The 12982-nt window shown below is 38.3% G+C and carries 20 protein-coding genes; 10 read left to right on the forward strand and 10 right to left on the reverse strand.

All coding sequences use genetic code 11. From position 1 onward, the window contains the following. Window positions 1–43: 43 nt before the first annotated feature. Window positions 44–211: a hypothetical protein gene (locus LLF28_07875; protein MCE5195345.1), complete on the reverse strand. Its 168-nt coding sequence runs from the start codon at window positions 209–211 to the stop codon at window positions 44–46. Window positions 212–473: 262 nt separating this feature from the next. Between LLF28_07875 and LLF28_07880 the strand changes: the two genes are divergently transcribed. The 3 genes from LLF28_07880 to LLF28_07890 all read left to right on the forward strand — a co-directional run bounded on the left by LLF28_07880 (window position 474) and on the right by LLF28_07890 (window position 2296). Continuing rightward, complete coding sequence (locus tag LLF28_07880; protein MCE5195346.1) at window positions 474–824, forward strand: hypothetical protein; 351 nt, start codon at window positions 474–476, stop codon at window positions 822–824. 59 nt (window positions 825–883) lie between these two features. Then, complete coding sequence (locus tag LLF28_07885) at window positions 884–1237, forward strand: hypothetical protein (GenBank protein MCE5195347.1); 354 nt, start codon at window positions 884–886, stop codon at window positions 1235–1237. Window positions 1238–1408: 171 nt separating this feature from the next. Beyond that, window positions 1409–2296: a deoxyribonuclease IV gene (locus LLF28_07890; GenBank protein MCE5195348.1), complete on the forward strand. Its 888-nt coding sequence runs from the start codon at window positions 1409–1411 to the stop codon at window positions 2294–2296. 3 nt (window positions 2297–2299) lie between these two features. Here the strand turns inward: LLF28_07890 and LLF28_07895 are convergent, their stop codons facing one another. After that, on the reverse strand, window positions 2300–2635 hold the full coding sequence (locus LLF28_07895) for a pyrimidine dimer DNA glycosylase/endonuclease V (GenBank protein MCE5195349.1): 336 nt from the start codon (window positions 2633–2635) through the stop codon (window positions 2300–2302). Window positions 2636–2720: 85 nt separating this feature from the next. On the opposite strand from LLF28_07895, the gene LLF28_07900 reads away from it, so the two are divergent. After that, the gene (locus LLF28_07900) at window positions 2721–3992 is read left to right on the forward strand and encodes an endonuclease Q family protein (GenBank protein MCE5195350.1); all 1272 of its coding nucleotides are present in this window, start codon (window positions 2721–2723) and stop codon (window positions 3990–3992) included. A 6-nt stretch (window positions 3993–3998) separates the two neighbouring features. Here LLF28_07900 and LLF28_07905 read toward each other — a convergent pair whose 3' ends face one another. The 5 genes from LLF28_07905 to LLF28_07925 form a co-directional block, all read right to left on the reverse strand. Then, window positions 3999–4394 carry a hypothetical protein gene (locus LLF28_07905; protein MCE5195351.1) on the reverse strand — a complete coding sequence of 132 codons (396 nt, stop codon included), beginning with the start codon at window positions 4392–4394 and terminating at the stop codon, window positions 3999–4001. Between the two features lie 72 nt (window positions 4395–4466). After that, window positions 4467–5687, reverse strand: coding sequence for a DNA polymerase IV (gene dinB / locus LLF28_07910; protein MCE5195352.1), 1221 nt, complete (start codon window positions 5685–5687; stop codon window positions 4467–4469). A gap of 14 nt (window positions 5688–5701) precedes the next feature. Continuing rightward, entirely contained in the window at window positions 5702–5950 is a 249-nt protein-coding gene (locus tag LLF28_07915) for a hypothetical protein (protein ID MCE5195353.1), read from the reverse strand. A gap of 28 nt (window positions 5951–5978) precedes the next feature. Then, entirely contained in the window at window positions 5979–6590 is a 612-nt protein-coding gene (locus tag LLF28_07920; GenBank protein ID MCE5195354.1) for a hypothetical protein, read from the reverse strand. A gap of 45 nt (window positions 6591–6635) precedes the next feature. Beyond that, window positions 6636–6887, reverse strand: a complete 252-nt coding sequence (locus LLF28_07925) for a hypothetical protein (GenBank protein MCE5195355.1) — start codon at window positions 6885–6887, stop codon at window positions 6636–6638. A gap of 194 nt (window positions 6888–7081) precedes the next feature. Here LLF28_07925 and LLF28_07930 point away from each other — a divergent pair, with 194 nt between their 5' ends. The 4 genes from LLF28_07930 to LLF28_07945 are packed head-to-tail and all read left to right on the forward strand — an operon-like array spanning window position 7082 to window position 9865. Further along, window positions 7082–7948: a M28 family peptidase gene (locus LLF28_07930; protein MCE5195356.1), complete on the forward strand. Its 867-nt coding sequence runs from the start codon at window positions 7082–7084 to the stop codon at window positions 7946–7948. Next, the gene (locus LLF28_07935; GenBank protein MCE5195357.1) at window positions 7948–8238 is read left to right on the forward strand and encodes a hypothetical protein; all 291 of its coding nucleotides are present in this window, start codon (window positions 7948–7950) and stop codon (window positions 8236–8238) included. The genes LLF28_07930 and LLF28_07935 overlap by 1 nt, the downstream gene beginning before the upstream one ends. 15 nt (window positions 8239–8253) lie before the next feature. Continuing rightward, entirely contained in the window at window positions 8254–9492 is a 1239-nt protein-coding gene (locus tag LLF28_07940) for a replication-associated recombination protein A (protein ID MCE5195358.1), read from the forward strand. Window positions 9493–9529: 37 nt separating this feature from the next. After that, entirely contained in the window at window positions 9530–9865 is a 336-nt protein-coding gene (locus LLF28_07945; GenBank protein MCE5195359.1) for a hypothetical protein, read from the forward strand. A 51-nt stretch (window positions 9866–9916) separates the two neighbouring features. Here the strand turns inward: LLF28_07945 and LLF28_07950 are convergent, their stop codons facing one another. Next, on the reverse strand, window positions 9917–10258 hold the full coding sequence (locus LLF28_07950; protein ID MCE5195360.1) for a histidine triad nucleotide-binding protein: 342 nt from the start codon (window positions 10256–10258) through the stop codon (window positions 9917–9919). A 75-nt stretch (window positions 10259–10333) separates the two neighbouring features. Here LLF28_07950 and LLF28_07955 point away from each other — a divergent pair, with 75 nt between their 5' ends. Both LLF28_07955 and cysS read left to right on the forward strand, forming a co-directional pair. Then, window positions 10334–10738, forward strand: coding sequence for a PaaI family thioesterase (locus LLF28_07955; GenBank protein ID MCE5195361.1), 405 nt, complete (start codon window positions 10334–10336; stop codon window positions 10736–10738). Window positions 10739–10825: 87 nt separating this feature from the next. Continuing rightward, window positions 10826–12280: a cysteine--tRNA ligase gene (cysS, locus tag LLF28_07960; protein MCE5195362.1), complete on the forward strand. Its 1455-nt coding sequence runs from the start codon at window positions 10826–10828 to the stop codon at window positions 12278–12280. Between the two features lie 90 nt (window positions 12281–12370). Here the strand turns inward: cysS and LLF28_07965 are convergent, their stop codons facing one another. Together LLF28_07965 and LLF28_07970 are read right to left on the reverse strand one after the other, a co-directional pair. Continuing rightward, window positions 12371–12709 (reverse strand): hypothetical protein, encoded by a 339-nt coding sequence (locus tag LLF28_07965; protein MCE5195363.1) that lies wholly within the window; start codon window positions 12707–12709, stop codon window positions 12371–12373. Continuing rightward, window positions 12706–12975: a hypothetical protein gene (locus tag LLF28_07970; protein MCE5195364.1), complete on the reverse strand. Its 270-nt coding sequence runs from the start codon at window positions 12973–12975 to the stop codon at window positions 12706–12708. Before LLF28_07970 ends, LLF28_07965 begins: the two co-directional genes overlap by 4 nt. Window positions 12976–12982: the final 7 nt, after the last annotated feature.

The raw sequence follows: 12982 nt of genomic DNA on the forward strand, positions 1-12982 counted from the left end.
TGCGGGTTCAAATCCCGCCTTCGGCACCATTAACTCATTGCCACTATTGGTTTTTACCCCTTTTCCCCTCGTTGTTCCTCGTTGTCCCACGAATATTAATGATGTCATATATTCTTTCTTCCGTTGGGTGGAAATATTTTAGCGTGCTTTGAAGGTCTGCATGACGCATAAGTTTCTTTGCTGTGAAAGTATCCGCCCCACTCTCTACTATCTGTGTGCAAAAACTGTGTCTGGAAGCTTCGTAGTATGCTGTGCGTGTCCCTTAAAGAATCAAAAATTTAAAATTAAAGCCAAAAAAATCGGGAGGTATTATAATTTGAATACTTATCATTTCGTGGCATGCAGTAAAAAGAAGGTTTTGCATGAACTAGAAATAGTAGAAAAAGGGGTTATTTATTATAATAAAAATAATAGTTGTTGTAATTACATTGATTGGCATGATATATCTGTAAAAAAAGGGGGGAAATAGTGGGATGGTTAAAAAAGATGAAAAGTTTACTAAAGGAATTGCCTTTGTAAGAGAAAAGATAAACCCAGATTTTGCTATAGGTCAACTTTTAACTTTTCTCTTGATAGGTGAGAACGAGGGAATTTTAACTCAAGACATAATTAAAGAGTTAAAACAACCTGCGGGAACAATAAGCAGAAACTTAAAGCATCTAGGGCAATATCTTGTCAGGGGTGGCGACCACTCTTTATTAGGTTATGGCTTGGTGACAACTAGACCTGATATGTTAGAGAGGCGTTGTTCTACTTGCCACCTTACTGATAAAGGTAGGCAGCTCTTTAATCAGTTGATAGAATTGACTAATAATGGTCGATAAAAAGGGGTATCTGTCTAAAGATTTATCTCTGTGCTGTAGAGGAAGCCGACCGAGCAATCATGCAAAAAGAAAAAAGAATCATAGACACCTTAGAACCAGTTATGAACAGACACAGATTGATAGTTGATGTCTCTGTAGTAAAGAACGATTTAAAACATCTGGACTCAGAGCCAATACAATATTCATTATTTCACCAGCTAACCAGACTCACAAAGGATCGTGGCTCAATCAAATATGATGATAGACTAGATGCTCTGTGTGGTGCGGTAGCGTATTGGCTGGATGCTATGGCAAGAGACGAAGCCCTTTCCGTTAAAAAATATAACGAGGATCAGTTAGACACACAACTACAAGCCTTTATAGAAGATAGTTTTGGTACAAGAAGAAGTGGTGAAAACTGGCTCGATAATTAATAAAAAAATAGGACAAACTCATAGGTTAATTAGCCTAAAGGTCTGTCCTATCTTTTATCTTTCGTTGTTCTCTCGTTGTTCTTTTCACTATAACTCCTTGATTTTAAAGGCACAACATAGGGTTCAAATCCCGCCTTCGGCACCATTCAAAACAAAACCACAAAAATAAAAATGGCTGATAATATTCAAAAAAAATCCCCTCAGAAGAAAAGAAACAGCCGAAGATTGGGGGTTCACACTTCAATAGCAGGCGGAATTCACATCAGCCTTGAGAGAGCATATGAATTAGGCTGCAATACAATGCAAATATTTTCGCACAACCCAAGAGGCTGGCTTGTCAGAGAAATACCAGATGAAGAAAAAATTCAGTTTAAAAAACTAAGGGTAGAGATGGACATCTCGCCTGTTTATATTCACACTTCATATCTGATAAACATGGCTTCAAATTCAGAAACCTTAAGAAAAAAATCCATAATGCTTCTGAAAGAGGAGATGCACAGAGCGGACATGATAGGAGCTGATTTTGTGATACTCCATACAGGAAGTGCATCGAATGATGACGAGAGGATTGCACGAAGCCGTGCAGTAGAGAGCTTGAAAGAGACGTTCAATGATGAAAAATGGGATGCAGGTCTTTTGCTGGAGAACACAGCTGGCGAGCGAGGGGACATTACATCGAAGATAAGCGAACTTGCAGAAATTATGGACAAGCTTGACGGACTTATATCAGGAGTGTGTATAGACACATGCCATGCCTTTACGGCTGGATATGACATCAGAAAAGACGAGGGAATAAAAAAAATCTCGGATGAGATAGAAAAATACATTGGCATTGATAAATTCAAGCTTATACATCTTAATGATTCAAAAGCAGAATATGGTTTTCACAGAGACAGACACGAACACATAGGTGCAGGGAAAATAGGGATGAACGGCCTGAAGAAATTCATCAATCATAAGCCATTCTCAAATATCCCAATAATACTTGAGACACCAAAAGAAAAAGATTCTGATGACAAGGAAAACATAGAGAAAGTTTTAGGAATGCTTAAGGACTAAAAATTATTTACTGAGCCTGCATCCGCATTTTTTATTTTTCAGTATTTCTATCTGCTGTTTTTTTGTATGCACAAACTTATCCTGTTTTGCCTTTCCACTTGCGAGTTTTTTGTCGAGATCACTTTGATGAATATATCCTCTTTTATACATCTCTTTTACAAGGAGATCGTGCCTTTTAAAAAGCGCCTTAAGCCTTCCTTTCCATCTCAGAGTTTCAGGGTGTCTGGAATATCCTTTTTTGTTTTTTGTAATGACTGTCCAAAGTGCATGAAGCTCCCTGTGCTCACCAAGAAGATGTTCTCTGCATAATCTCTGAGGCTGTATATCCCATATGCGCATAATGAATATAATAATTTAAACAAAAATAAAAATAATCTTAATTTTTCAGACTGTCTGCTGATAAAACAGTGTGTTATAATCTCTAATGAGTTTTATTGCAGACCTTCATATCCATTCAAAATACTCACGCGCAACCAGCAAAAACATGTCGCCAGAAAGCATTTGGCGGTGGGGACAGCTCAAAGGCATTTCTGTAATCGGAACAGGAGATTTTACACATCCGGGCTGGGTTAAAGAACTCGAGGAAAAATTGGAACCAGCCGGCAACGGCCTTTTCAGGTTGAAAAAAAAATTCATCACAAATGATGTACCCGAATCATGCAAATCAGACGTTTTCTTCATGCTAACCGCAGAAATAAGCTGTATCTACAGTAAAAACAATAAAACGAGGAAAGTTCATTCAATCCTGCTTGCGCCTGATTTGACTACAGTGATCAAGATAAACAATTCATTATCAAAAATAGGAAATCTCGCCGCAGACGGAAGACCAATTCTCGGGTTGGACGCGAAAAAACTGCTTAAGATAGTTCTGGACATATCGCCTGATATTATGCTGATTCCTGCGCATGCATGGACTCCGCATTTTGCAGTCTTTGGTTCTGTATCTGGCTTTGATTCTCTGGAAGAATGTTTTGAGGAACTTACCCCTAATATTCACGCCATAGAAACAGGGCTTTCATCAAATCCCTTAATGAACTGGAGGCTTTCAAATCTTGACAGAATAACAATGACTTCACACTCTGATGCGCATTCACCTGCAAAGATAGGCAGGGAGGCAAATATCCTTGATACTGAAATTTCTTATTCTTGTATTGTTGAGGCTATTAAAACAAAAAAAGGATTTACAGGCACGATAGAGTTTTTCCCTGAAGAAGGCAAATATCATTATGACGGACACAGGCTTTGCGGAGTAAGCCTCACGCCTAAAGAGACAATAAAGAATAATTTCATCTGCCCTTCATGCGGTAAGAAAGTTACAGTTGGAGTAATGCACAGGGTAGAAAAACTGGCTGACAGGGATGAAGGCTACAGGCCAAAAGGCGCGCCGTTTTTTAAATCCATAATTCCTCTGCCTGAGATAATCTCAGAAACCATAAAGGTCGGTGTAAGCAGCAAGGCAGTGGCTAATGCGTATTTCAATCTCCTTGATAAATTGGGAAACGAGTTTAAGATACTTATGGATTCAACTCTGGATGATATTGAACAAGCAGGAACGCCGCTCTTAAAAGAAGCCGTATCGCGCATGCGCTTGGGAGATGTTCATATCACTCCGGGATTTGACGGCGAATACGGCAAGATAAAGATATTTGAATCTGTTGAGAGAAAGACTATAAAAAACAGCCCAACGCTTTTTTAAAAAATTTTATTTCAATGACATAAGTACAAGGTCTGCGATTACAGCAATAAGCGATAGAGTAAATATAAGCATATAATTCCAATCTTCAGGAGAAGCCTTGATCGATCTCAAAAGATAAAGCACAACGTCTCTGTCTTCGTCTGTCAGACAGGCATTTGCCTTCACTTTTTCTATCAGGTTAAAATTTCGGATCGCATTTTTCCTCTTCTTTGTTATCTTGAATCTATAAAAGAAAAAAAGCATATATCCGAATATCCCTATATACCATATTGGTCTGATCAATGAAGGCTCTATATGCTGGGCTATGATCACAGCCCTGAACGCTATCGCAGACAACAGACCTAGTATAAAAAATAAATATGTTACATATCTGGGCACTACATGAGGTTTGTGCTTTTCCATTTTCGTCTGTCTCCTAAATACAATCAAACAAACTGCTTGTCTGAATTTTAACAGTAAAATACATGTTTAAGGCTATTTTTTAACGTTTATATTTCTTATTCCTGACGGCCGCCATGCCGGAGATATCACTCTAGAACGCTCAAGCTTTTTAAGGTATGATGCCCAAATTATTGTGCAGTCGCCGTATTTGTCATTTATTTTGTCCATTGCATTAAGCAGGGATTTTTCTCTTTTTTTGTTCTCGAAAAGCAGCATCTGGTTGTCATCTTTTCTGAGTTTTGAGAGGCAGACGCCTAGAAGCCTTACCTTGTCTTTTAAATCGATTTTGTCAAACAGCGAGACAGTGTTCGAAAATATCTCTCGCGTATTATTTGTGTAATCAGGAAGAGTCATCTGTTTTGAAAATGTATCAAAATCAGGATATCTGATTGTAAGGCTGATCTTTCTTCCTTCAAAGCCATATCTCCTTGCCCTTCTGCCCACCATCTCGCTGAGATTAAGGATATGGGATTTTATTACAGCTGCATCAGAAATATTCTGAGGGAGCGTTGTGCTGTGCCCGATTGATTTCGGATCTTCTTCTTTAGCAATGACCGTTCTTTCACATTCTCCCAGTCCCATTGACTTCAGAGCTTCGCCTATTATCCCGAATTTGTTTCTTAAAAGACTTGCAGGCGCCCTGCCAAGTTCTCCGCATGTTTTTATTTCAATCTGTTCGAGCCTTGCGGCGATCTTAGAACCTATCCCCCAGAGTTCTCGAACAGGCATATCCTCAAGAACTGACTTAAGATCCTCTGTCTTGATCCATCTCATGCCGTCAGGTTTTGCAATATCGCTGGCAAGTTTTGCGATAAGAATATTAGGAGCAATTCCCACAGTGCATGCGATCCCGAATCTTTTCTTTACTTCTTTTTTTATGGAATCTCCTATTGATTCAGGCCCGCCGAAAAGGTGATGTGTTGTTGTTACATCAAGAAAAGCCTCGTCTATGGAATAGATCTCGACATCAGGAGTGAATCTTAAATATATCTTTTCGAGTTCTTTGCATGTGTAGGAATATTTTTGATTGTCTCCGATGACAAATATGAGTTCGGGGCAAAGTTTTTTTGCTTCATAAATATTCATGCCTGTCTTTACTCCGAATTTTCTTGCCTCATAAGAACAAGTTGTAATAACTGTTCTTGCGCCTGAACCTATGACAGCAACGGGTTTCCCTCTTAATCTGGGATTTGCCTGTTGTTCGACAGATGCAAAAAACGCATCCATGTCTATGCAGAGAATTATTCTTGGCATAATAAGTTTTTTGATTATTGCAGCTTATTCTTCTTTGCCAATTTTTTTGCTAAAAAGATAAAGGCTATACCTAAAATACTGAATACTATTGCTGTAATCCCGAATATCTCGACGCCGGCAAAAAACAGACCAGGACCTTTTCTTGCACGCTCTATCAATCCCAATGCTGACACCATTGCCGAAAGCGCTGCGATCAGCAGGAATATTCCTCCGGCAAGTCTCGAAGAGATAACGAAGAAAATTCTGCACCATGTTATATTCATCTCAGTCTATATCCGATTAAGCTGTAGACTAAGCACAAGCATCACAGCCTTTTATCTTTTCTTTGGTATTAAAACCTGATTTACTGATATTTTTTAATTTGAGCCAGCCTTTTTTCCCCTCTTTGTTTTTAATCAGCACCCACCATATCATCTCAGGCGAATTTTTTAAAATCCCATTTGCTTCATTCTTTGAGATGTCATCAGACCAGAACTTCTCAATGTCTTTTATAACTTTGCCTTTATACCAGACATCATAATATCCCTCGCCTTTATAAGATAAGACATACATCTTTCCGCCTCTTTTAAAACCCTCGAATGATTTTGTAATAATAACCATTCCTGATTTCACAACATGCAGATTACCTCTGATGGCAGTAAATTTTTCATCTGGTTTAATCACAAATGAGACAACAAAACTATCTCCCTCTTTTTTGTATGCCTTAAGCGGAGATTCTGCAATCCATTCACCATATCTGCAGCATTCAAAAGGGCATGCATCTTTTACAATATATGGAACTTTAGGTTTTGTTTCTTTTGCAGAACCACTAGAAAAAAACAGAAAGACACCGAAAAATACAACAGCTATTAATAAAATAATTTTATTTTTATGAAAAATTCTTTCTTTTTTGCCAAGCTGCATATTAAAAATTCCCCCATATAACTTTAATTAAAGTTAACTATATTATCACACCTCCACCTGTTCTATTTTCCAGACAAGCGAGCAGGAATCAAACACAAGCTCATAAAGCGTTTCCCCGTCAGTTACAGAGAAGTGATAGAGTTTATCCTTGCCTTCCTTTGTCTCCCACATGTATGTAATATCAGTAATATCGATCTGCCTTCCGCCCCATTCAAATCTCAAAGGTCTTATCTTATCAGACATCCCGAATGAAGCAATTACGCTGATAGTCTCGCCTATTTCCATAGTTTCTTTCATTATATACAGCATTTGGATTTATGACACGTTTTTTTTGTAAGGGAATATAGAAGAGCTTTATTTGCTAAATGCATAGACCGGAAAGGCGCATGCTGATATAATTATGTAAAAGCAATAACGCTGCTGATATGATTATTTTAACTATAATTTTTTCTGCTGTTCTTCTTACTCCCATTGGGAATAAAGAGGTTGATATGAATACAATAAAGTCAAACCTTGTCGAGACAGTAAAGTTTCTCTCAGAAAAAATAGGCCAACGAAGCTATGCTGACATTGATAAGCTGAATGAGTCTGCTGATTATATCCAAGGAAAATTTAACTCTTACGGCTGCAAAACAAAAAGACACGAATTTGAATATTCAGGCAAAAAATATTACAACATCTCATGCGATATAGAAGGGAGAGACAGCAGTAAAAAGGATATTATTGTAATAGGCGCTCATTATGACACTGTTATAGGAACTCCGGGCGCTGATGACAATGCAAGCGGAGTTGCAGGATTACTGGAGATTGCAAGATTAGTTTCAGAGACCCCTATAAATCGTTCTGTGCAGTTCGTGGCTTTTTCACTTGAAGAGCCTTTAGCATCTTCTTTTGTTAGACATCTTGGAAGTCATCTCTATGCAAAAAAACTTAAACAAGAAGGCTTTAAGATATATGGCATGATCTCACTAGAAATGATAGGGTATTTTTCTAATAAAAAAAACAGCCAGCATTATCCATTGCCATTTTTAAAATTGTTTTATCCTGAAAAGGGAAATTTTATTTCATTTGTAGGAAATATCAAATCAAAAAATTTTACTAAAAAAATCGCAGACAATTTCAAAACCTCCTCTTCCCTTCCTGTTGAAACGCTTAACACTATGCCAATTGTACCAGGGGTGGATTTTTCAGATCACAAGAGTTTCTGGGATGTTGGCTACCATGCATTTATGATTACGGACACTGCATTTTACAGAAATAAAAATTATCACAAAAAGGGAGACACAGCTGAGACTCTTAATTATGATAGAATGGCTGAAATAGTAAAAGGACTTTATAAAGCTTTGGGGATGCTCTGATGGAAAATTTCTGCAAAGACTGCAAATACGGCTGTGAAACAAAACCTACAGGCATTAAGCCGCAGACAGGAACAGTATGGTGCAGCCACCGTGGGATGCAGATGGGGTTAAACAGACAGATGCCTTGTTTTGTTCCATTAAAGATAAAGAAAAACCATTGCTTTTCCTGCAAACATGCAAAGATAACAAAACCTTCTGGAGAATCTCCGTCTCTTGGGAATATATGGTGCGATAAAAAGCGCGAAGAAATAAACAAGCAAAGAATGATGGATTGTTTTGAGCAAATTTGATAAAGAGAAAATTTCATGAGCCTTTTTGACAAAAACACAGGAATTAATGACCCATTGGCATACAGAATGTGTCCGCGCACACTTGATGAATATGTCGGGCAAGAACATATCATCGGCAAAGACAAGTTATTGCGAAGGGCAGTGGAGGCTGACAGGATTACATCCATAATTCTTTATGGTCCGCCCGGGACCGGCAAGACCGCGCTTGCAAGAGTCATAGCAAATATGACCAATGCGAGATTCGAATGGCTGAATGCTGCAACTGTTGGGCTCGAGGATTTAAGAAAGGTCATAAAAAAAGCCAGGAATGAAAAAATGCAGGGAACGCGGACAATACTTTTTCTTGATGAGATACACAGGTTCAACAAACTCCAGCAGGATGCTTTGCTGCCTGATGTTGAAGAAGGCAATATTACATTGATCGCTGCAACTGTAGAAAACCCTTTTTTCTATGTTAATTCTGCCCTGCTTTCAAGAAGCCAGATATTTGAACTGAAACCTCTGACACTGGAAAATCTTCTGGCTGTGATAAAAAATGCGCTTGCGGACAAAGAAAGCGGGTTAGGCAAACTTAAAATATCTGCAGAAAAAGGCGCATTGGAACACATCGCAAAGATGTCGGACGGGGATGCACGAAAAGCGCTCTCTGCGCTTGAGATAGCAGTTTTAACAACATCTCCCAATGAAAAGGACGAAATAATGATCACAACGTCAATTGCAGAAGAATCAATCCAGAAAAAAGCAGTTGTCTATGACAAAAAAGGAGATCAGCATTATGACACAATCTCCGCATTCATAAAGAGCATGCGGGGATCTGATCCTGACGCTGCAGTGTATTATCTTGCAAAGATGTTATACGCAGGTGAAGATCCAAGGTTTATTGCAAGAAGAGTGGTTATATGCGCGGCAGAAGATGTTGGGTTAAAAGATCCAATGGCTCTTGTTCTTGCAACTTCTGCATTAAAGGCTATTGAGTTTGTTGGTATGCCTGAGGCGCGTATCCCTCTTGCAGAAGCTGTGATCTATATTGCAAATGCTCCGAAAGGAAATGCTGCATACACTGCAATAGAAGAAGCTCTCAAAGATGTTGCAAGTGAAGAAACTAGTCAGGTGCCGGATCATTTGAAAAGCACCAGTTATTCAGGAGCAAAAAAATTAGGGCATGGAGAAGGATACAAATATCCTCATGATTATCCAGACGGCATCGTTGAACAGGAATATCTAAAGAAAAAGAAAAAATATTACAAGCCTTAAAGGCTGTTAAACACGCTTTATAAAGAGAGGGCTGATTATGTCGAATGAAAAATTGATTCATGACTTGATTGTTGAACATCTTAAGGAAAAACTGAAAAAAGATTACAAAGAAATAAAATTTAATTCCTCCGGTAATCCTGATCTCTCTCTTTCCAATCATGGAATGCTGCTTGCAAATGTTGAGGTTGAGACAGACTCAAGCATAAATCTTCAAAAAACAGCTGACTGGAAGGAAATGATCCAATCAGGCACAAAACTTATTCTCATTGTCCCTAAAAATGTAAAATTTAAAGTCACAGAACTTCTTTGGCAGAACAACATGACTGAAAAAATAAGCGTCGGCACTTACGAAATAAGTATAAACATGCCGTAGGTATTAGTTTCGAAAAAAGGTATAGTATTTTCGCTCATTCTTGAAGGTCTGTCATCCCGGAGGCCAGGTCATGTGACGGCCGCCAAGCAGATGAAGATGAATATGAAACACTGTCTGTCCTGAATCTTTATTGCAATTCATCACAAGCCTGAATCCGCTGTCTGCAATGTCTTTGTCCCTTGCAATCTTGTTTGCAATCTGGAACATATGACCAATCAAGCCATTATCTGATTCTTTAATATCAAGAGGAGTGGAAATGTGTTTCTTCGGAATCACAAGCGTATGTACAGGCGCTTTAGGATTAACATCTTCAAAAGCAACCACCATATCGTCTTCATAGATTATTTTTGCGGGAAGCTTTTTGTCCACGATCTTGCAAAATATACAATCCATAATCCCTCCGTATTGTATTGTTCTGACAATTTTACATTATTAGATTAAAGTTTTTCACTGTGTTAGAATCTCTTTATGCAGAAGATGAAGATTGATGACGACCATGGTTGTTTTGTCTGCGGTGAAAATAATGATTACGGATTAAAGCTCTCTTTCAAAAATATCGACGGCAAAGTTGTCTCGGAATTTACTCCTTCAAAAACACATCAGGGATATAAAGACATAACGCACGGAGGAATAATAACAGCTGTTCTTGACGAGACGATGATTCAAGCGGCAATATCAAAAGACATAAAACCGGTGACTGCTGAGATAACTGTGCGGTTTAAAGCACCATTAGCAACAGGAGAGAAAGCGGTTGTTGAGGCAGAGATAAGAAGTAAGAAACCCAGGTTTATCGAAGCTTACGCAAAGCTCTACAGAAAATCTGACGGTTCAATCATTGCAGAGGCGTTTTCAAAACTGATCCCTTCGAAGTAAGATCACTAGCCAATTTCAAGTCCGGCAGAGTCTCTGATTTTTTTGTTGTATAATAATCGTAATGTATCTGAATAAATTGGAGAGATAATGAAGATTTACAACACGCTTACAGGTGAAAAAGAAGAGTTCATCCCTCTGACAAAAAACAAGGTGAACATGTATGTCTGCGGCGTAACTGTTTATGACAACTGCCATATTGGACATGCACGAAGCGCCATTGTCTTTGATGTCATACAGAGATATCTCAGGCATAAAGGTTTTGATGTTACATTCGTAAGGAATTTCACTGATATAGACGATAAAATAATAAACAGGGCAAAGAAAGAAAATATTCCATGGAATGAGATCTCAAAAAAATATACCGAGGAATTTTATAAAGACATGGATGCGCTTGGCATTGCACGAGCCGATGTCGAACCAAAGGCTACAGAACATATAAAAGAGATAATCGATATTGTCAACGGCCTGATTAATAAGGGTTTTGCTTATGAAAAAAAAGGAAGTGTTTATTTTGAAGTAGACAAGTTTTCAGGATACGGGAAGCTTTCAAAGAGAGACAAGGACGACATGATGGCAGGGGCAAGGGTTGAGATTGACGAGACAAAGAAAAACCCTATGGATTTTGCTTTATGGAAGGCTTCAAAAGAAGGAGAACCTTTCTGGGAAAGCCCGTGGGGCAAAGGAAGACCGGGCTGGCACATTGAATGCTCTGCAATGTCATTGAAACATCTTGGAGAAGGCTTTGATATTCACGGCGGAGGAGCCGACCTTATATTCCCTCATCATGAAAATGAGATCGCACAATCAGAGGCATTTACAGGAAAGCCGTTTGCAAAATACTGGGTGCATAACGGTTTTATAACTATTGATAAAGAAAAAATGTCAAAGTCACTTGGAAATTTTTTTACCATCAAGGAAGTGCTCGGCAAATACGATGCAGAGGTTGTGAGGTTTTTTCTCTTGTCAACGCATTACAGAAGCCCTATAGAATTCTCAGACAAGATATTAAAAGAAGCCGAAATTTCGATAGACAGATACTATACGACTCTTTTAAGGATAAAGGAGTTCCTTGGGAAACCATCCGCTGGAGACAGATCTTCTGCAGCGGCAAAATCGTTTGAGGATCTTGTGAATTCATTTGATGAAAAGTTCCATTCTGCAATGGATGATGACTTTAATACTGCGCTTGCGCTAGGGCATATGTTTGAGTTAATAAGAGAAGTAAATATATTTTTGGATAAAAAACCTCAGGACAAAAAATCATCTGAACTTATTAAAAAAGCAAAAAAAGCGTTGGCTGATGCGGGGAAGGTTCTCAATATATTCAGCAGGACACATGATGAATGGCGCAATGCCCTGATGAAATCAAAAGAGATTAATTTGTCTGAACAGGATGTGATTGATATGATTCAAAAGCGCAATGAGGCGAGACAAAAAAAAGACTGGCAGGCATCTGACATAATAAGAAAAGAGCTCGAAGAAAAAGGCATAATTCTTGAAGATATAAAAGACGGCACAAGCTGGAGAGTCAAGGTTGGGTGATGAAATGGGCGGATTTTTTCGGGATGCTGGGAGAAAAGAGAGGGGATTTGAGATGAAGGTGAAAAAGGCTAATGATTCAAAGAGCTCAGTTTAAAATAGATTAAGCTTTTTAAGGATTTCCAAACTTTCAATAACAAAATTTTCTATTCCTATTGGCTTTGCTTTAATATGGAGCAAGGGATTTTTAAATGGATGCTCATGATAAAAGCCGCCTTCTTTATCTATCCCGTATATCCTCTCACCAGCAACCACAAGAGCTATATTAAGTTTTTCTTTTCTCTCATTGGCGTAAATCTGCATGAAAATCTCACTGGAAAAACCAATCCGTGCAATTAAGGTGATGTCTGTATGGTCTATCTCTAATAGTTTTAATCCATATCTGTCAGTAATATCTTTTATGTCATGGATTATCTTCTCAATCTTTATCATTCGCTTATTTTTTGTATCTTCTTTATTTTGTCTTCAAGATATCTTATGCCTTCTACAGCGTGTTCCCAATTCATAGAATCCTGCTCTACATCCCATGAGTGGTTTTTTTCTGCCACAAGATTTTTTTTCTCAAACTCCTTGAAGCTCATGCCGTATTTCTTTCTGAATCTTTCGTCCGTGAGTTTAAATAAGGTAAGCCGTTTTTCATACTCACTAAGCACTGCCTCTTTTATCTCCTTTTCCGGAAGCAAGTCAGCAAGTTTCATTAAAATC

The organism is Nitrospiraceae bacterium (genome assembly GCA_021373015.1).
Classification (GTDB): Bacteria; Nitrospirota; Thermodesulfovibrionia; order Thermodesulfovibrionales; family UBA1546; genus JAJFTJ01.